Annotated in this window: 17 protein-coding genes; 5 read left to right on the top strand and 12 right to left on the bottom strand. The window is 42.3% G+C overall.

The genetic code is table 11. From position 1 onward, the window contains the following. Positions 1–37: 37 nt before the first annotated feature. From frr to rpsB, 4 genes are all read right to left on the bottom strand, one after another. Complete coding sequence (frr, locus tag NQT65_RS15380; RefSeq protein WP_004586921.1) at positions 38–595, bottom strand: ribosome recycling factor; 558 nt, start codon at positions 593–595, stop codon at positions 38–40. A 13-nt stretch (positions 596–608) separates the two neighbouring features. Continuing rightward, positions 609–1,358: a UMP kinase gene (gene pyrH, locus NQT65_RS15375; RefSeq protein ID WP_039972186.1), complete on the bottom strand. Its 750-nt coding sequence runs from the start codon at positions 1,356–1,358 to the stop codon at positions 609–611. 159 nt (positions 1,359–1,517) lie between these two features. Beyond that, positions 1,518–2,369, bottom strand: a complete 852-nt coding sequence (tsf, locus tag NQT65_RS15370; protein ID WP_126007691.1) for a translation elongation factor Ts — start codon at positions 2,367–2,369, stop codon at positions 1,518–1,520. Positions 2,370–2,474: 105 nt separating this feature from the next. Then, on the bottom strand, positions 2,475–3,203 hold the full coding sequence (gene rpsB, locus NQT65_RS15365; RefSeq protein ID WP_004586918.1) for a 30S ribosomal protein S2: 729 nt from the start codon (positions 3,201–3,203) through the stop codon (positions 2,475–2,477). A gap of 238 nt (positions 3,204–3,441) precedes the next feature. Between rpsB and map the strand changes: the two genes are divergently transcribed. The 4 genes from map (at position 3,442) to NQT65_RS15345 (ending at position 10,341) form a co-directional block, all read left to right on the top strand. Further along, on the top strand, positions 3,442–4,260 hold the full coding sequence (gene map / locus NQT65_RS15360; protein WP_223230592.1) for a type I methionyl aminopeptidase: 819 nt from the start codon (positions 3,442–3,444) through the stop codon (positions 4,258–4,260). A 266-nt stretch (positions 4,261–4,526) separates the two neighbouring features. Further along, positions 4,527–7,145 (top strand): [protein-PII] uridylyltransferase, encoded by a 2,619-nt coding sequence (gene glnD, locus NQT65_RS15355; protein ID WP_126007693.1) that lies wholly within the window; start codon positions 4,527–4,529, stop codon positions 7,143–7,145. Positions 7,146–7,154: 9 nt separating this feature from the next. Beyond that, positions 7,155–7,982: a 2,3,4,5-tetrahydropyridine-2,6-dicarboxylate N-succinyltransferase gene (gene dapD / locus NQT65_RS15350; protein ID WP_064386073.1), complete on the top strand. Its 828-nt coding sequence runs from the start codon at positions 7,155–7,157 to the stop codon at positions 7,980–7,982. 328 nt (positions 7,983–8,310) lie between these two features. Then, entirely contained in the window at positions 8,311–10,341 is a 2,031-nt protein-coding gene (locus NQT65_RS15345; protein ID WP_256851495.1) for a BCCT family transporter, read from the top strand. Between the two features lie 87 nt (positions 10,342–10,428). Here NQT65_RS15345 and NQT65_RS15340 read toward each other — a convergent pair whose 3' ends face one another. From NQT65_RS15340 to pspA, 8 genes are all read right to left on the bottom strand, one after another. Beyond that, on the bottom strand, positions 10,429–10,773 hold the full coding sequence (locus NQT65_RS15340; protein WP_004586913.1) for a 4a-hydroxytetrahydrobiopterin dehydratase: 345 nt from the start codon (positions 10,771–10,773) through the stop codon (positions 10,429–10,431). A gap of 38 nt (positions 10,774–10,811) precedes the next feature. Further along, the gene (phhA, locus tag NQT65_RS15335; RefSeq protein ID WP_029774298.1) at positions 10,812–11,609 is read right to left on the bottom strand and encodes a phenylalanine 4-monooxygenase; all 798 of its coding nucleotides are present in this window, start codon (positions 11,607–11,609) and stop codon (positions 10,812–10,814) included. A 237-nt stretch (positions 11,610–11,846) separates the two neighbouring features. After that, positions 11,847–13,028, bottom strand: coding sequence for a methionine gamma-lyase (gene megL, locus NQT65_RS15330; RefSeq protein ID WP_256851494.1), 1,182 nt, complete (start codon positions 13,026–13,028; stop codon positions 11,847–11,849). A gap of 145 nt (positions 13,029–13,173) precedes the next feature. After that, entirely contained in the window at positions 13,174–14,202 is a 1,029-nt protein-coding gene (locus NQT65_RS15325; RefSeq protein WP_256851493.1) for a TIGR01620 family protein, read from the bottom strand. After that, the gene (locus tag NQT65_RS15320) at positions 14,199–15,623 is read right to left on the bottom strand and encodes a YcjX family GTP-binding protein (protein WP_256851492.1); all 1,425 of its coding nucleotides are present in this window, start codon (positions 15,621–15,623) and stop codon (positions 14,199–14,201) included. The genes NQT65_RS15325 and NQT65_RS15320 overlap by 4 nt, the downstream gene beginning before the upstream one ends. 57 nt (positions 15,624–15,680) lie before the next feature. Next, the gene (pspC, locus tag NQT65_RS15315) at positions 15,681–16,082 is read right to left on the bottom strand and encodes an envelope stress response membrane protein PspC (RefSeq protein ID WP_004586908.1); all 402 of its coding nucleotides are present in this window, start codon (positions 16,080–16,082) and stop codon (positions 15,681–15,683) included. Beyond that, complete coding sequence (gene pspB / locus NQT65_RS15310; protein WP_004586907.1) at positions 16,079–16,312, bottom strand: envelope stress response membrane protein PspB; 234 nt, start codon at positions 16,310–16,312, stop codon at positions 16,079–16,081. The genes pspC and pspB overlap by 4 nt, the downstream gene beginning before the upstream one ends. Before the next feature lie 67 nt (positions 16,313–16,379). Beyond that, the gene (gene pspA / locus NQT65_RS15305) at positions 16,380–17,039 is read right to left on the bottom strand and encodes a phage shock protein PspA (protein WP_004586906.1); all 660 of its coding nucleotides are present in this window, start codon (positions 17,037–17,039) and stop codon (positions 16,380–16,382) included. Between the two features lie 186 nt (positions 17,040–17,225). On the opposite strand from pspA, the gene pspF reads away from it, so the two are divergent. Beyond that, on the top strand, positions 17,226–18,290 hold the full coding sequence (gene pspF / locus NQT65_RS15300) for a phage shock protein operon transcriptional activator (protein ID WP_256851491.1): 1,065 nt from the start codon (positions 17,226–17,228) through the stop codon (positions 18,288–18,290). Positions 18,291–18,296 lie beyond the last annotated feature (6 nt).

Genomic DNA, 18,296 nt, shown 5'->3' with positions numbered 1-18,296 from the left:
ATATATTTCATAACCTGCATTGAGGTTATTTAGCTGTTTAGATTTCCATCAACTCAGCTTCTTTCGCTGTTAGTTGTGCATCCATTTCTTTGATAAATTTATCTGTAAGCTTTTGAATTGTATCTTCTGCTTGACGCGCTTCATCTTCAGAAATTTCTTTATCTTTTAATAAAGATTTTACATCGCCATTAGCGTCACGACGAATGTTACGCACAGCCACACGGCCGCTTTCTACTTCGCCACGTACAATTTTAATTAAATCTTTACGACGCTCTTCTGTAAGCGGAGGAAGTGGTACGCGAATTACTGTACCAGCAGACATAGGGTTTAAACCTAAGTCAGACGCCATAATTGCTTTTTCTACAGCTTGCGCTAAAGACTTGTCGAATACGCCGATAGCAAGCGTACGAGAGTCTTCAATCGTTACATTAGCCACTTGGTTAAGCGGTGTATCAGCACCGTAGTACGATACCATAATGCCGTCTAAAATTGCTGGGTGAGCACGACCTGTACGAATTTTTGATAGTTGACTACCTAGTGCTGCTACACTTTTTTGCATGCGCTCTTGCGCATCTTTTTGAATATCGTTAATCACGGTTTAATCCTAATTATTTGATTACTTCATCTGAGGCTTGTGAAGAGATAAGTGTGCCTTCTTCTTCACCCATAATTACGCGTTTTAAGGCGCCTGATTTATTCATGTTAAATACGCTCAGTGGCATATTATGATCGCGAGCGAGTGTAAACGCCGCTAAATCCATTACTTTTAGTTCTTTATCAATAATCTCATTGTAGCTTAAGTGACGGTAAAGCGTGGCTTCTGGGTTTTTAACCGGATCATCACTAAATACGCCATCAACCTTAGTCGCTTTAATTACAGTGTCGGCTTCAATTTCAATACCGCGTAAACACGCAGCAGAATCGGTAGTGAAGAACGGGTTACCCGTACCTGCTGCAAAAATAACAACGCGGCCAGATTTTAATAAGCTAATTGCCTCAGCCCAGTTGTATGCATCACATACACCGTTTAGAGGGATTGCCGACATTAAACGACAATTAACAAATGCACGGTGAAGTGCATCACGCATTGCAAGGCCGTTCATTACGGTTGCAAGCATACCCATGTGGTCACCAACTACGCGGTTCATGCCAGCTTCTGCTAGTGATCCGCCACGTAAAAAGTTACCACCGCCGATAACCAAACCCACTTCTACGTCGAGTTCTACCAGCTCTTTAATTTCTTGGGCCATACGATCTAGCACTTTTGGGTCGATGCCGAAGCCTTCGTCTCCCATTAAAGCTTCACCACTTAATTTGAGAAGAACACGTCTAAAAATAGGTTTACGATTGATAGTCATAGTATTGGGGCCAACTTTTTATTAAATTATGGGTAAAAAATAACCGCGCTTATGATAAACATAAAAGCGCGGTTATTTTAAAGAATTTCTAAGCGTGACGCAAAAGCAAATAGTACTTTAATGGCATCTAATTTCCTTATGCATCACAAATAGTTAATCTTACTCGCCTTTTGCAGCTGCAATTTGAGCAGCAACTTCAGCAGCAAAATCTTCTTCTTTCTTCTCGATACCTTCACCAACTTCTACACGTGCGAAGCTAGTAACTGTTGCGTTTTTCTCTTTAAGAATTTCGCCAACAGATTTTTTAGGCTCCATGATGAAAGCTTGACCAGTAAGAGAAACCTCACCAGTAAATTTCTTCATGCGGCCAACAACCATTTTTTCAGCGATTTCAGCAGGCTTGCCTTCGTTCATCGCGATGTCGATTTGAACTTGCTTTTCTTTTTCTACAACGTCAGCAGGTACATCTTCAGGCGTTAAGTACTCTGGGTTTGAAGCAGCAACGTGCATTGCAATGTGCTTAAGTGTTTCTTCATCAGCAACACCTGCAACAACAACACCAATACGATCACCGTGACGGTATTCAACAAGTGTTTCACCAGTGATGTACTGAAGACGACGTACGTTGATGTTTTCACCAATTTTAGTTACTAGCTCAACACGGTCTTCTTCAAACTTAGCTTGTAAGTCTTCGATAGTGATTGTTTCAGCGATAGCAGCGTCAGCAACTTTGTTAGCAAACGCTAAGAAGCTTTCGTCTTTTGCTACGAAGTCAGTTTGACAGTTAACTTCTACTAGTACTGCAACACCATCGTTTTGCTTGATGATGATAGTACCTTCAGCAGCAATGTTACCTGCTTTCTTAGCAGCCTTTGCAGCACCGCTCTTACGCATGTTTTCAATCGCTAACTCGATGTCGCCATCAGTTTCAGTTAACGCTTTTTTACAATCCATCATGCCAGCGCCAGTACGCTCGCGTAATTCTTTAACTAGGGCAGTAGTTACAGCCATTAGTAAATCCTCAAATCTGAAATCAGGTATTAGATAAGCGGGTAAACCGCTCTACAAGAATAGCAAGTCTTCACCTTAAAAAGATGAAGACTTGATGACAGCTAATTACTCAGCTTCTACAAAGTCGTCTTTCTCAGCTTGAGCAACGATGTTGTTCTCACGACCTTCAGTGATAGCAGCTGCAACAGAGCTAGTGTAAAGGTTAATTGCACGGATAGCATCATCGTTACCAGGTACGATGTAATCAACACCGTCTGGGTTAGAGTTAGTATCAACGATTGCAACAACTGGAATACCTAGGTTGTTTGCTTCACGGATAGCAATGTGCTCGTGATCAGCATCGATAACGAAGATAGCGTCTGGAAGGCCACCCATGTTTTTGATACCGCCAAGGCTCTTTTCAAGCTTTTCCATTTCGCGAGTAAGCATTAACGCTTCTTTCTTAGTTAACTTCTCGAAAGTACCGTCTTGGCTTTGAGCTTCAAGGTCTTTAAGACGCTTGATTGACTGACGAACTGTTTTCCAGTTAGTTAACATACCACCTAACCAGCGGTGGTTAACGAAGAACTGGTCGCTTTGTAAAGCAGCTTCTTTAACTGCTTCGCTTGCTGCGCGCTTAGTACCAACGAAAAGAACTTTACCTTTGTTTGCAGCAGCACTTGATAAAAACTTAAGTGCGTCGTTGAACATTGGTACTGTTTGCTCAAGGTTGATGATATGTACACGGTTACGTGCGCCGAAGATGAAAGGCTTCATCTTAGGGTTCCAGTAACGTGCTTGGTGACCAAAGTGAACACCAGCTTGAAGCATATCGCGCATTGAAACGTTTGCCATTTTGTAAATCCTCTATGTAGTTTAGGGTTAGGCCTCCACATATCCCATAGCACCAACACCGAAGTATTTAAACTTCAAATGCACCCAAGTGTATGTGACGATACGTGTGTGTGTTAAAATAAAATTGTGTTTGCCTTAAATACAAAAAATCATTTAAGAATTTATTTGTAAAAAGACGGCGCGCTTTATACCATATTAAAATTAAATACTCAACGTCGCGTGCAAAATTTGTGCGACGATAAATGTTAAAAAACGCAACTTTGGAGCCTCAATGAGCGCTGTGATCAAGACCCCTGAAGAAATTGAAAAAATGCGTGTAGCCGGGCGTTTAGCGGCAGACGTACTTGAAATGATTGAACCACATGTAGTGCCAGGTGTGACTACTGATGAGCTAAATACAATTTGTCATGATTATATTGTAAATGTGCAAGATGCTATCCCTGCGCCACTAAATTACCACGGTTTTCCTAAGTCGGTATGTACCTCTGTAAATCATGTAATTTGCCACGGTATTCCAAATGACAAACCGCTAAAAGATGGCGATAGCGTCAACATTGATGTAACTGTAATTAAAGATGGTTACCACGGCGACACCTCAAAGATGTTTCATGTAGGTACGCCTAACATTCAAGGTAAACGCCTTGCACAAGTAACGCAAGAAAGCTTATACCTTGCCATTAAAATGGTAAAACCAGGTGTGCGTTTAGGCGATATTGGTGAAGCAATTCAAAAATACGCAGAGAGCTTTAACTACTCAATTGTACGTGAATACTGCGGCCACGGTATTGGTAGCGAATTTCATGAAGAGCCTCAAGTAATGCACTACGGTAAAGCAGGTACTGGCGAAACACTTAAAGCCGGTATGTGTTTAACAATAGAGCCAATGGTTAACGCAGGTAAGCGCCAGTGTAAACTTTTAAAAGATGAGTGGACTGTAGTTACACGCGACCGTAGTTTGTCTGCACAGTGGGAACACACCCTATTAGTGACTGAAAATGGTGTTGAAATTTTAACGCTGCGATCAGATGATACTATCGACAGGATTATCGAACACTAATAAAAACCGAGCCGCTTGATAAAAAGTATTTAACCTCTAACATGGTTAATACTTAATAACATACTGAATTATATGTAATATTTGATTTATTTTTCCCAAACCGGAGATTTTCAGTGAAAACAAATCGAATTGACGCGCCAAATAGCGAGCCTATTTGCAAGTGGATTCAACACTGTTAACACTAAAAATAGCCGCTTGGGATAGACTTATTACTTAACGTTCAGGTTATTTATCAATGCTTACGGTTCAATAAGGAGCCAGCCCACGTGGCATTACCCAACAAAGTAAAAAAGTTGCTTAGCGATGCTGAGCAACTGAGCGATTATCGCGATTGTTCTAGCTATTTTTATAAGTGGTTACATAACGAATTTTCTAAGCAACCAGTTGGTAATTTAATTAATGCCCGGGCTGAGTTTATAGACCGCCTGCTAATTAAACTGTTTCATGTTTACGATTTAGCTCACGAGCCTGATCTTGCCCTTATTGCCGTGGGCGGGTACGGCCGTGGCGAGCTACACCCCTACTCCGATATTGACTTTTTATTGCTTGTTACGCAGCCGCCTAGCGAGCAAATATGCGAAAAAATAGGCCAGTTTGTTACCATGCTATGGGATCTCAATTTAGAGATAGGCCACAGTGTGCGTACCATTGAGCAAGCCATTGAGCAAAAACGTGAAGACGTTACCTTTGCCACCAGCTTGCTCGAAAGCAGGCTCATTTTTGGTAATCACATTGAGTTTGAAAAACTCAAAACGCATATTATAGAAACCCCCGTTTGGCGCTCAGGCGAGTTTTTTGTAGCCAAAGTGCAAGAGCAAAACCTACGCCATAAAAAGTGCCACGGTACTGCTTACAACCTAGAGCCAAACATAAAAGAAAACCCCGGTGGCCTTCGCGATTTACAAACCATTATTTGGGTTGCTAAAAAGCACTTTAGAGCCGAAACCCTACAAGAGCTAATTAGCCACGGCTACTTAACGCATGAAGAGTTTCAGGAGCTTTCGGAGTGTCTAGAGAACCTTTGGAATATTCGCTTTGCACTGCATTTAGCCGCTGGGCGCTCAGAAAACCGTTTGTTGTTTGACCATCAACCACACACAGCTGAAATACTTGGCTTTGGTAGCGATGGTAAAGCCTCGGTTGAGCGCATGATGAAACGCTTATTTAGAATTATGAGCCGCGTACGCGAGCTTAACCAAATGCTGCTATCGTACTTTGAAGACAGTATTATGCCAGAGAGCAGCGAAGCGCCAGTGATTGAGTTAGACAAAGACTTTGAACGCGTTGGGCACCAAATTAGGGTTAAAAACCCATCGGTATTTTTTAGACGCGATCAACTTTTTGTTTTGTTTGAGCATATTGCCGACAACCCCGAAATTACCCATATTTACCCAAGTACTATTCGCACCATTAGGCAAGTACGCAGGCGTCTATTAGGTGACTTACAAGATTACGCAGCGTGTCGCGAGGCATTCATGCGTATTGTAAAACACCCTAACGGCATGGGCCGCGCATTCACGCTCATGCACAAACACGGCATGCTGGCCGCGTATTTACCACAATGGCGTAATATATTTGGGCAGATGCAATTTGACTTATTTCATGCCTACACAGTAGATGAGCACACCCATAAATTAATCAATAATATTTACCAATATTTTGATAAATCTAAAGTGAGCGAGTTTCCTATTTGTAGTGAAATAGTAACCCGTATGGATAAGCCTGAGCTGCTTTATTTAGCAGGTATTTTTCATGATATTGCTAAAGGGCGTGGCGGCGATCACTCAGAGCTAGGCTCGGTTGATGCCATTGCTTTTTCTAAATTACATGGCTTCCCATCATCTGATGGCAAGCTTATATCGTGGCTAGTTGGTAACCATTTACTTATGTCGGTTACTGCGCAGCGTAAAGACATAAATGACCCAGGTGTTATTAAAGACTTTGCTTCGCGCGTAAAAACAGAGCGCCAACTCGATTACCTCTATTGTTTAACCGTTGCCGATATACGCGCAACCAACGACAACTTATGGAATGATTGGAAAAACACCCTACTACGCGAATTATACTTGCATACTCAGCGTGCATTACGCCTAGGGCTTGAAAACCCAATGGATCAACGCGACCAAATACGCGATAAAAAACACCAAGCTAAACAGCGCTTACTTAATTTGGGCTACCTAGAAAACCAAATTGATTTAATTTGGAGCCGCTTTAAAGCCAATTACTTTACTGCCTTTAGCGAGCAGCAAATATCATGGCAAACCGAGCACCTATTAAAATGCGCAGACTTAAGCCTACCCAGTGTTATTGTTTCTGATAAAGCAATGCATGGCGGCACGCAAGTGTTTGCTTATAGCCCATATTCTGGGCCGTTATTCGCTCGCTTAGTTAGCGTAATTGGCTCTAAAAAAGCGCAAATACAACACGCTCAAGTGCTTACTACCAAAGATGGCTACGCCCTATTTAACTTTGTAATACTTGAAGTGAGCGGCGACCCTATTGCAAGTAGCCGTGCTCAGTCAATTAAACGTGGGCTTGAGCAAGCACTTAGCGAACCACGTAAAAAAATACGCTTTAAAAAGAATCGCTCGCAACGATTTAAAGACTTTAATATTAAACCCAAAATAGTGCTGCGCCCTCATGCACGTAAAGATCGCAGCCTAATAGAAATTCAAGCTGTTGATATACCCGGTTTACTTACTAAAATTGCCGAAGTTTTCCAAGCGCATTTATTACACATTCACGCAGCCCGTATTACAACGGTAGGTGAACGTGCAGAGGATTTCTTTGTCGTATCAAATAACGAATACCAAGCGCTGACTGATGAAGAGCAAGCCAAAATTCATCAGGCATTACGTAAAAAATTCAACGCCGAAACAGAATAAGGACACACCATGTCAGATTTAAAAACCATGATAGAAAACGCCTGGGACAACCGCGATAGCATTAGCCCAAGCAGTGTATCTAGCGATGTAAAACAAGCGATTATTGACGCACTAGAGCTTCTTGATAGCGGTGCAGCCCGTGTTGCTGAAAAAATATCAGGCGAATGGGTCGTACACCAATGGCTTAAAAAAGCCGTTTTACTATCATTTCGTATTCGCGATAACCAACCAATGAACGACGGCGTAAACCAGTTTTACGATAAAGTACCGCTTAAATTTAGCGACTACACACCGGAGCAATTTCAGCAAGGTGGCATGCGCGTAGTACCAAATGCTGTAGCACGTAAAGGCAGCTTTGTAGGTAAAAACGTCGTACTTATGCCATCGTATGTGAACATTGGGGCATTTGTAGATGAAGGCACCATGGTTGATACATGGGCAACTGTTGGCTCGTGTGCACAAATTGGTAAGAACGTACACTTATCGGGCGGCGTGGGCATAGGCGGCGTTTTAGAGCCACTACAAGCTAACCCTACCATCATTGAAGACAACTGCTTTATTGGCGCACGCTCTGAAATTGTTGAAGGTGTAGTAGTAGAGGAAGGCGCTGTTATTTCAATGGGCGTTTACATTAGCCAAAGCACTCGTATTTATGACCGTGAAACCGGCGAAATTCATTACGGCCGCGTACCAGCAGGTGCTGTAGTTGTGCCAGGCGCATTACCATCAAAAGATGGCACCCACAGCCTGTACGCTGCAATTATCGTGAAAAAAGTTGATCAACAAACACGTGAAAAGGTAGGCATCAACGCCCTACTACGCTCAATTGATGATTAAAATAAGCGATAAGCTTTTAGCTGTAAGCCCTAAGTTGATTGGTGTTAAACGTAGGTTGGGTTGAGTGAAACGAAACCCACGACACATTAAAGCTTAGTGTTTTAGCTAAATTTAGAAAGCTCTAAGCCCTTTGGGTTTAGAGCTTTTTTGTTTAGATTAGAGTTTATCTCTTAAATAGCTAAACCGTTGGGTTTCTCTGTGCTCAACTCAACCTTAATTCAAAGCAATATACGTATACAAAATAAACGACTGAATTAGCCAACACACCCAAGATATAATAAGGTAGTAAAGCATACTTGAAAGTTAGCAATTAATATTAAGGATTAATATGACAAAAACTGCTTTACGCTCAACTATTTTGCTACCGGTATTTTTGCCCGCGGTATTTATTATTCTGCTTTTGGTCATTGGTACAAGTAGCAACCCTGAACTGGCAGGGCAAGCATTCAGTGTCGCCCTCAAGTGGATAACAGAAACCTTTGGCTGGTTTTATATGTTATCAGTTGCCATCTTCTTAGTTTTCATCGTTTGTGTTGCCGCCTCCAGCTGGGGAAATATCAAGCTGGGGCCTGATCATGCGCAACCGCAATACAGCTTTGGCGAGTGGTTTGCCATGCTATTTTCGGCCGGTTACGGAGTCGCATTACTTTATTTTGGTGTAGCAGAACCCGTGCTCCATTATGCATCTCCGCCCGCAGGCGCCGCAGAAACCGTTAATGCCGCTAAGCAGGCTATGCAAATTGCATTTTTTCATTGGGGTTTTCATATATGGGCAATTTATGGGATTGTTGGTTTAGTGCTTGCTTACTTTGCATTTCGCCACGGCCTTCCGCTGTCTATTCGCTCAGCCTTGTATCCACTTATTGGTGATAAAATATATGGCCCTATTGGGCACACTGTTGATGTGTTTGCCATATTAGGCACGCTATTTGGTATTGCCACAACATTAGGGCTTTCGGTTACTCAAATTAATGCCGGGCTGCACTACTTATGGCCAAGCATCCCTATTAATAACACGGTACAAATTACCGCTATTGTTATTATTACCGCAGCGGCAACGTTTTCTGTGGTGGCAGGTATGGATAAAGGAGTGAAGCGTTTATCTATAATAAACATGACACTCGCCGTATCATTAATGGCCTTTGTGTTTTTTATTGGCCCGACTATTCATATTCTTGAATCGTTTTTACAAAATACAGGCAGCTACCTTAGCGGTATTGTTGAGCGTACTTTTAATTTACAAGCCTATAGCCGTAGTGATTGGATTGGTAACTGGACTCTATTTATATTTGGCTGGACTATAGCGTGGGCACCCTTTGTTGGTATGTTTATCGCTAAAATTAGCCGCGGCAGAACCATTAGGCAATTTGTTGTGGGCGTGATGCTAGTTCCGACTATTTTTACCTTTTTATGGTTTTCTGTATTTGGTGATACCGCGCTAAATTTAATAATGAATGAAGGGTTTAATACTTTAATAACCGATGTTCAAGCAAACCATGCCGTTGCGCTATTTCAATTATTTGAAGTGCTACCGTTATCGTTTATTATTTCGTTACTAACGGTTATTTTAATTATTACCTTTTTTGTAACCTCATCTGACTCGGGCTCGTTAGTTATTGACTCCCTCGCCTCTGGCGGGAGTATTGATACGCCTGCATGGCAACGGGTGTTTTGGGCTGTGCTTGAGGGCGCTGTGGCTGCTGTTTTATTAGTAGCAGGTGGGCTAAGTGCACTACAAACTATGACAATAGCTAGTGCCCTACCCTTTGCTGTTATTATGCTTATTGCAACCGCGGGGCTTTGGCGCGCACTTACCATTGAAGGCCATCGCGATACGAGCTTACAAGCACATGCGCTCAATAGCCGTAATGTTAACCTATCTCATTGGAAGCGCCGGTTAGCCGCTATGGTTAATTATCCGAATAAGGAAAAAGTGCATACCTTCATTAGTAGTGTGGTGGTACAAGCAATGCAAGCTGTTCAAGCAGAATTAAAAGCGCGCCAGTGGCATGCCGAGGTAGATTTTGATACTGACTTAGGCCGCGCCCATTTAACCGTACTACGCCATGAACATGTTGATTTTGTGTATGATATTCGCCTTACTGAGCACCCAATGCCAAGCTTTGCCTATACAGAGCTAAAACCGGATGCTGATAACTCCGAGATGTATTACAAGGCAGATGTTTTCTTACGCCGCGGTGGGTTATCTTACGATGTATATGGCTACAGTGAAGATGATATTGTGAAGGACATTCTTGATCAATTTGAGAATTACTTGCACTTTTTAGGTAACAGCCCAGGGGAACTTCCGTGGGATATGGCCGAACACGATGACATGTTAAATAGCGACAAACCTTAAATAAGCGCTTTATTTAACAGCGCAATGTTGATGCAATAAAAAAGGCACTGAAAAGTGCCTTTTTAGTCTGCTCAATTAATTTTTTAATTACAGCGCGTTAAATACGTCGTCTGTTTTAGCTGCGCAAATAAAATCGTTTTTGTGCAGGCCTTTAATTGAATGGCTCCACCACGTTACGGTTACTTTGCCCCACTCGGTTAATAAACCTGGGTGATGCCCTTCATCTTCTGCCATATCACCTACTTTATTGGTAAACGCCATAGCTTGCTTAAAGTTTTTAAACTTATAAACACGCTCAAGTTGCATAATGCCGTCGCGTACCTCTGGTACCCAGTCTGGAATTTTGGTAATAAGTTGGGCAAGCTCTTCCTCAGATACTTTTGGCGCATCTACGTGACAGGCTTCGCATTTTTGTTCACTTAATGAAGACATTTTAAATCCTTACTTTAGCGTTTCTTTTTAAATTAAAGTTAACCGGCTAATTTTTCTTTAGGTGGAAATTTTGGGTCGTGCAAACCAAGTGCTTTAGCTTGCTCAACCAAAGTCATAATATCCATTTGCGATATATCAAACAGATCATGAATCGAATTTATGGTGTAGTACTGTGGTTGCATAATATCAATGCGGTACGGCGTACGCAGCACATCAATTACGCTCATAGGCGTTATCTCTGGTGTATCTGAATACACGTATTGGGTTTCACCTGGGCTTGATAATATACCACCGCCGTATATACGCAGGCCGTTTTCGGTTTGCATTAAACCAAATTCAACCGTAAACCAATACATACGTGCAAGGTATACACGATCTTTTTTCTGCGCTGCATACCCTAGCTGGCCGTATTTGTGTGTGAATTCGGCAAAGTCAGGGTTTGTTAGCATAGCGCAGTGGCCAAATATTTCATGGAAAATGTCAGGCTCTTGCAAGTAGTCAAACTCTTCTCGGCTACGAATAAACGTCGCTACCGGAAATTGTTTGTTTGCCAATAACCTAAAAAATTCATCAAAATCGATAAGCGCAGGTACAGGCGCTACTTGCCAACCGGTGGTGGCAAGAAGCACTTCGTTAAGCTCGCTTAATTGCGGGATACGATCGTGTGGTAGGTTTATTTTTTTAAGCCCATCCATGTACTCATCACAAGCTTTGCCTTCTATGCACGCAAGTTGGCGCGTAACAAGCTCAGACCAAATTTTGTTTTCTTCTTCGCTCCAATGAATAACACCGTTTTCATCAGGTGTTTTAGAGGTGTATTTACTTGCTTTAGCCATAATAACCTTCTTGGGGTTAAGCCCTAAATGTGTGTCAGTGTGATACTCAAGATGAGTGAATACCTAATGCAGCCATACTATGCAAAAGTGAAGAAAAGTTTAATAGTTAGGCGGATATCTACATTTAGCACGATCCCCTAAAGTGTATAGTTAAAATTACACCACCGGCATCAATATTATACAACCACTAAATTAAAGGGGTTAAGGGCAAATTCAACTGTACATAAATAAATACACCTAACAAATTAATGTAAAAGCTTGGTTTAAGTCGTCAATAATATCGTTAACATCTTCAAGCCCTACAGAGAGTCTTATTAAGCCATCACTTATGCCTGCGGCTGCTCGCTCCTCGGGTGTGTAAGGAGAATGCGTCATTGATGCGGGGTGCTGAATAAGCGTTTCGGCATCACCTAAACTTACAGCAAGTGTGCAAAGCTTCATGCTATCTATAAACTGTGCTCCTTGAGCAAGGCTGCCTTTAATTTCAAATGCAATAACGCCGCCTGCGGCTTTCATTTGCTTGCCTATATATTTGTTGCCAGGGTGCGATTTAAGCCCAGGATAATAAACAATATTAACCTGTGGGTGCGTCTCTAAATATTCGGCAACCGTTTGCGCGCTTTGGCAATGGCGCTCCATGCGTATGGCTAAAGTTTTTAATCCGCGATTAATAAGCCATGCGTCGTGCGGGCTTATGGTGGCACCAATATCTTTAAGTACCGTCATTTTTATTAAGGTAATGTGCTCATGCGTTCCACACACAAGCCCCGCTACTACATCGCCATGACCGTTTAAGTACTTAGTGGCACTGTGCACAATAATATCTATGTCGTACTGCTTAGGTGATTGCAGCAGTGGCGTTAAAAAGGTGTTGTCGACCACACTAATTAAATTATGTTGCTTAGCGAGCGCGCCAATTAAGGCTAAATCAATGACTGCCATTGTGGGGTTGATTGGCGTTTCTACAAATATCATTTTTGAATTAGGTTTTATAGCAGCGCGAAGCTCGCCCTCGTTGGTCATATCAACAAAAGTTACTTCAATTCCCCAGCGCGGTAACATGTGAGCAAAAAACGCAAAAGTACATCCATACAATGCACTTGATGCAATTAAATGATCGCCCTGCGATAAAAAGCTTAATACCGACGCCGATACAGCCCCCATACCTGTGGCGGTAGCCGCTGCAGCTTCGCAGCCCTCTAACTGTGCTACTTTTTGCTCAAGTTCGGTGGTGGTTGGGTTACCTAGGCGGGTGTAAATATAACCGGGCTCATCGCCTGCAAAACGCGCGGCACCTTGTGCTGCATTTTCAAAATGAAAGGTAGAGGTTTGATACAAAGGCGACGTGAGTGCGCCATGCGGATCGTTTGCTTTTTGCGGGCCATGAATACATTGGGTATTAATATGCTGCTTGCTCATTGTGTGCTCTCGTTTTTATTATGTGTGTCAATTACATAAATAAAACGCACCGCAGTTTAAATCACAAGCATGCCGGATGCTCAGATGGCTATTTGTGCAAAAACCGCTCAGCGCGGTTTTGTACACAAATATTGCCACTGCTACTTTAGGACGTTGGCTCGGCCTTTTTACGGCTCATGATTTTGCTGGCAATACTTTGCACTGTGCCTTTTAACAAGCTGCGTTTGTTTTCAAGCCGTGGTAATGGGCGGCTAAGCTCCATTGCTTTGTAACCAATACGTGCTGTAAAAATACCGGCGCTTACACCTTGCGCTGCACGCCCCGAAAGCTTACCTAAAAGCTCAGCACTGAGTGCTGTGGCTGCTAAATCAGATACAAGCTCAGCACTGCCTACAAACATAACTTGTTTTATTAGCATACGGTAGAGCTTAATGCGGCTTGCGTAACCAAAACCAATGCCATAAATTTTTCCAATTTGCTCTATTAACTTAGTACCGCGCCAAAGCACCGCCATCATGTCCACCAGCGCAAGGGGGCTTAGGGCAACAAGCAACGCTGACTCTGTTGCAAAGCGGTTTATAAGCTTTTTAGCTTGCGTGTCTTGCGTTATAAGCAAGCTATTTGCGTAAAGGGTCATTATTTCCTTATCGCTATGATGGGTAGCCACTTGGTTTTTAAACGCTTCGAAGTTGTCTAGTTGTTGGTGCTTGTTTAGTTTTTCAAGCCAGGGTAATGCGCCGCCTACTTGCTCACTATTTAAGAGTCTGTCGGCTTCTTGGCGGTGTAACTGATTACGCTTTAAACTGCGCAGCATTCTGTATTCGCGCCATAGCATGCGCCCAATTAGCAACACACCGCTTACCACCGCCGTTAAATACACGCCGCCTAAAATGACTGACTGCTGAAACGCAAACACTAACGAATAAGCAAACTCAAGTAGCACTAACACTAAAAAGCTTACAGCAAACACCCCTTTAAGCGTTTGCCATTTAGACTTTTTATATACCGGCTCTAGGTCTATTTCTTCATCAAGTAGTTCATCTTCAGGCTCTTCAATGTATTCACTTTGACCTTGGGTAATTATTTTTGCAGGAGCAAGCGTCGCCTCAACCTGCTCATCAGCTTGGCTATCAATTCGCCTACCTGCTTGAAAAGTTTGCTGTGAGTCGTTCATGATAATTTGTCTCCTAACAAGTACTGCATCACATGATCAAGGCGAATATGCTTAAGTTGCTTATCGGGGTTTGGCATAGGCGCAAACGATAAAAACTCAAAGCCCTGCGCTGGCCACTCATTTTTATTAAGCATGCGCTTTGGTGGCTGTGGGGGTAAATAAGTAAGCCAATCTTGCTCGTTTAATGGTTTACCATAAATACAATCAAGCGTTTGGCCTTTATCGGCCACTTGGCGCGGCTGCGTTGCTGCAATTGACGACATTGCCATGGTTTCTATTTGTACGCCATCAAACTTTAAGTGATTACTTTGCTCATGCACGAGTGAATCAAGTAGTAGTGCTAAGTCTTTATGGTGCTTAGCACTTATATGATCTGACTTATTTGCAGCAAACAGTATTTTATCTATGTTGGGTTTAAATAAACGCTTAAAAAAGCCCGACTCGCCATATTTAAAATGTGCGAGTAATTGGTTTATTACACTACTTTGCTCTTGGAGTGTTTCGTGGCCTTCGTTTAAAGCGCTGAGTACGTCTACCAACACAATTTGGCGGTCAAAGTGTTTAAAGTGCTCATTATAAAATGGCTTAACCACCTCTTTTACATAGGCGTTAAAGCGCTTAATTAAATGCGCTAAGTTAGAGCCTGCCACTACCTCATCACTTTTTATATGCTGCGCATTTACCGGAAAAAACAACAAAAGCGGCGCACCTTGTAAGTCGCCAGGCATTAGCATGCGCCCAGGTTGTAACATGGCAAGCTTAGTATCTTTTTTAAGCCCTACCAGCATACTTTGATAAAGCGCCGCAATGTGTGCAAGCAAGCCTTCATCTACAGGCGCATTTAAATCAAGCTGTTCAAGCGCGTTTAAAAATTCAGTAGAGGTATTCACACGTGGGTGCTGTAGTAACAGCGGGTATTGTTGCTCGCACCATTGACTATAGCTTTGCTCAAGCATAGGTAAATCAAGTAGCCACTCACCAGGGTAGTCGATAATGTCTAAATACAGCGTAGATTGCGGCGAAAAATGCCCACGCAACCCAGATGCGCTTTGGTATTTAATTGCTAAACGCAGGGTATTAATACGCTCGGTTGATGCAGGCCATGTAGGCATCCCATCAGTTGGGAGCAAGGCATTAAGTGCACGCGGATAGTCAAACGTAGGAACTTTTAACGCCTCTTGCGGCACCACTTTAGTGGCTATATGGCGGTGCTCTCGCATTACATCAAAAAACGGTAAGTTTTTATCATCGCTTTGTGTTGTAAGGTGCTTAACAAGTGCGGTAATAAACGCGGTTTTACCACTGCCACTCAGGCCGGTTACGGCCAATTTTACGTGTTGATCTAAACTGCGATGAAGGGCTTTTTGGGCTGAACCTTTAATACTTTTAAAGGTTTTTTTGGCAAATGAAGTGCTACTCATAATGGGCTAGCACTTCATTGATGCTGTTAATCACCGAACAAAGTGCTATTAAATCCTTTAAAGTTTGTTGATTTCACGGCTAACCGTAAACTCGCTTGAAGTAACATGGCGCTCCATATCTTGAAGACGCGTGTCTATTCGCGTTAAACGCTCTTTTAAGTCTTGCAATGCGCGACGCGGTGGCTCGCCTTTTTGCCATACTTTAAATTTAACTTCTAGCGGATCGTCAGTTTTAGTTGAGCTACTAGTATGTATAGTTGTGGGGTCTTTTTTATCTAAAATAAACCACGCTGCAATATACGCTACCACAAATAATGGGCCACCCGTTAGCAGTACCGCACTAACAAAAATAATGCGAACTAACCATAACTCCATATTAAAGTAGTCACTTAATCCCGCACATACACCGGCGATTTTACCGCGCTGTGGGTCTCTTAATAATTCGCGTTTGGCACTCATACTTTGCGTCTCCATTGTGGTGACTCTTGATCGAGTAATGCTTCAAGGGTTTCTACTCTATCAGCCATTTTTTCGGCCTTGTGGGCAAGTTCCAATAACTGGCGATGTTCATGCTCACTTAACCCTTGGCTCACTTGCTTTTTGCTACGGTAGTGCAAAATTAACCACAGTGGCGCAACAAAAATCATGAACAAGATAAATGGTGCAATTAGTATCTCTGGATCAAACATAATCCTCTCCTGACAATCCGTAATCGATGTTTTAAGCAGTGGGGCACTTTAAGTACCCCTTTATAAGTTATTTATCAGCTAGCTTCTTTTTAAGTTCGGCAAGCTCATCATCTATCTTTTCATTTTTTTGTAGGTCGGCAATTTCATCTGCAAGCGACTTTTTACCTAAATCGTAAGACTCTATTTGAGATTCTAGTCCATCAATTTTAGTTTCGTAGCGCTCAAAGCGATTAAGTGCGTCTTCTACTTTAGAGCTATCAAGGGCTTTTTTCACTTCAAGGCGCGACTCAGCCGAACGTTGACGTAAAATAATTGCCTTTTGACGTGCTTTAGCATCGGCTAGCTTTTCTTGTAGTGTGGTGACTTCTTGCTGAAGTTTCTCAATGTGGGACTCTACATGCTCAAGCTCAGACTCTACTGCTGCAACTGCTTCTGCCGACTTTTGCTTTTCAAGTAACGCTGAGCGCGCTAAATCGTCGCGGTCTTTACTTAATGCAAGCTCTGCTTTGTCTTGCCAATCGCTTACTTGTGCTTTTAGTGTGTCTACTCGACGTACTAATTCTTTTTTCTCAGCCAGTGTTTTAGCCGACGTAGAGCGCACCTCTACCAATGTGTCTTCCATCTCTTGGATAATAAGACGAACCATTTTTTCTGGGTCTTCTGCTTTATCTAAAATGGCATTGATATTAGAATTAACAATGTCTGCAAAACGCGAAAAAATTCCCATAACATTTACCTCTGTAATTTAAACTTAGTTGGTCTGCTGTAACTAGTATCAATATGCTTGCCAACTTTTTAAAATCTAAAATACACTTTATTTTCATTAAGTTAAACTAAATATACAAATTCCTTTAGTTATCCCTGATTATGAAATACACTAACTGTTAGCAAAAATGACCAAGAGTTAGGAAAAATGAGCCAATATCGCCAACAGGATAATTTACTCGGCCAATCTGATAGCTTTTTAGCTGTACTTGATCAGGTATCGCAGTTAGCTAATTTAGATAAGCCAGTGCTTATTATTGGCGAGCGAGGAACGGGTAAAGAGCTTATAGCCGCCCGTTTACACTTTTTATCAAAGCGTTGGGATCAAAACTACGTAAAGCTTAACTGTGCAGCCCTTAACGAAAACCTCCTCGAAAGCGAATTATTTGGTCATGAAAGCGGTGCTTTTACCGGGGCAAGTAAACGCCACGAAGGTCGCTTTGAGCGCGCTAACAGCGGTACCTTATTTTTAGATGAGCTGGCTAATACATCGGCCATGGTACAAGAAAAGCTTCTGCGCGTTATAGAATATGGTGAATTTGAGCGGGTTGGTGGTAAACACACTGTAAAGGTAGATACTCGTTTAGTGTGTGCCACCAACGAAGATTTACCCCACCTTGCTGAACAGGGCGAATTTAGAAGTGACTTACTTGACCGCTTAGCCTTTGATGTAATTACCCTGCCACCACTGCGCGAACGTCAAGACGATATTATGCTACTCGCTGAGCAATTTGCCATGAATATGGCACGCGATTTAGAGTGGGAGTTATTTAGTGGCTTTACTCGCAGCGCCACCGAAACCCTGCTAAATTACGATTGGCCGGGTAATATACGCGAGCTTAAAAATGTAGTTGAGCGAAGCTTGTATCGTCATGGTAATGAACATATCCCCGTTCACCAGATTATTTTAGACCCGTTTGAAAGCCGTTTTAGACCCAAAGCACGCATTAAAGCTCCTATTGCAACACCGGTTCCCCCAGCTGAGCCTACAACACTAGCCACACCTGTTAGCGAGCTTAGTAACGAGCTTAGCGCCCCAATTGAATTTCCGTGTAGCTTAAAAGAGCGCTCTAACGAATTTGAAATAAATATGATTAATAAAGCCCTTGAGCATAGCCAATTTAATCAAAAGAAAACTGCAGAAGTACTCGGTTTAACGTATCATCAATTACGTGGTTATCTTAAAAAATACAATTTATTAGAAGATAAATAGTTAGAG

This window comes from Pseudoalteromonas agarivorans (genome assembly GCF_024518735.1).
Lineage (GTDB): Bacteria > Pseudomonadota > Gammaproteobacteria > Enterobacterales > Alteromonadaceae > Pseudoalteromonas > Pseudoalteromonas atlantica.
The sequence above is the reverse complement of the archived record's forward strand: the minus strand, read 5'-3'. Positions and strand labels throughout refer to the sequence as shown.

Excerpts from the sequence above, each read along its gene's own strand:
- rpsB (WP_004586918.1), bottom strand. The coding sequence starts at position 3,203 with ATGGCAAACGTTTCAATGCGCGATATGCTTCAAGCTGGTGTTCACTTT.
- pspC (WP_004586908.1), bottom strand. The coding sequence starts at position 16,082 with ATGAGTGCCAAACGCGAATTATTAAGAGACCCACAGCGCGGTAAAATC.
- tsf (WP_126007691.1), bottom strand. The coding sequence starts at position 2,369 with ATGGCTGTAACTACTGCCCTAGTTAAAGAATTACGCGAGCGTACTGGC.
- pspF (WP_256851491.1), top strand. The coding sequence starts at position 17,226 with ATGAGCCAATATCGCCAACAGGATAATTTACTCGGCCAATCTGATAGC.
- NQT65_RS15345 (WP_256851495.1), top strand. The coding sequence starts at position 8,311 with ATGACAAAAACTGCTTTACGCTCAACTATTTTGCTACCGGTATTTTTG.
- megL (WP_256851494.1), bottom strand. The coding sequence starts at position 13,028 with ATGAGCAAGCAGCATATTAATACCCAATGTATTCATGGCCCGCAAAAA.
- pspB (WP_004586907.1), bottom strand. The coding sequence starts at position 16,312 with ATGTTTGATCCAGAGATACTAATTGCACCATTTATCTTGTTCATGATT.
- pyrH (WP_039972186.1), bottom strand. The coding sequence starts at position 1,358 with ATGACTATCAATCGTAAACCTATTTTTAGACGTGTTCTTCTCAAATTA.
- phhA (WP_029774298.1), bottom strand. The coding sequence starts at position 11,609 with ATGGCTAAAGCAAGTAAATACACCTCTAAAACACCTGATGAAAACGGT.
- pspA (WP_004586906.1), bottom strand. The coding sequence starts at position 17,039 with ATGGGAATTTTTTCGCGTTTTGCAGACATTGTTAATTCTAATATCAAT.
- NQT65_RS15325 (WP_256851493.1), bottom strand. The coding sequence starts at position 14,202 with ATGAACGACTCACAGCAAACTTTTCAAGCAGGTAGGCGAATTGATAGC.
- NQT65_RS15340 (WP_004586913.1), bottom strand. The coding sequence starts at position 10,773 with ATGTCTTCATTAAGTGAACAAAAATGCGAAGCCTGTCACGTAGATGCG.
- NQT65_RS15320 (WP_256851492.1), bottom strand. The coding sequence starts at position 15,623 with ATGAGTAGCACTTCATTTGCCAAAAAAACCTTTAAAAGTATTAAAGGT.
- dapD (WP_064386073.1), top strand. The coding sequence starts at position 7,155 with ATGTCAGATTTAAAAACCATGATAGAAAACGCCTGGGACAACCGCGAT.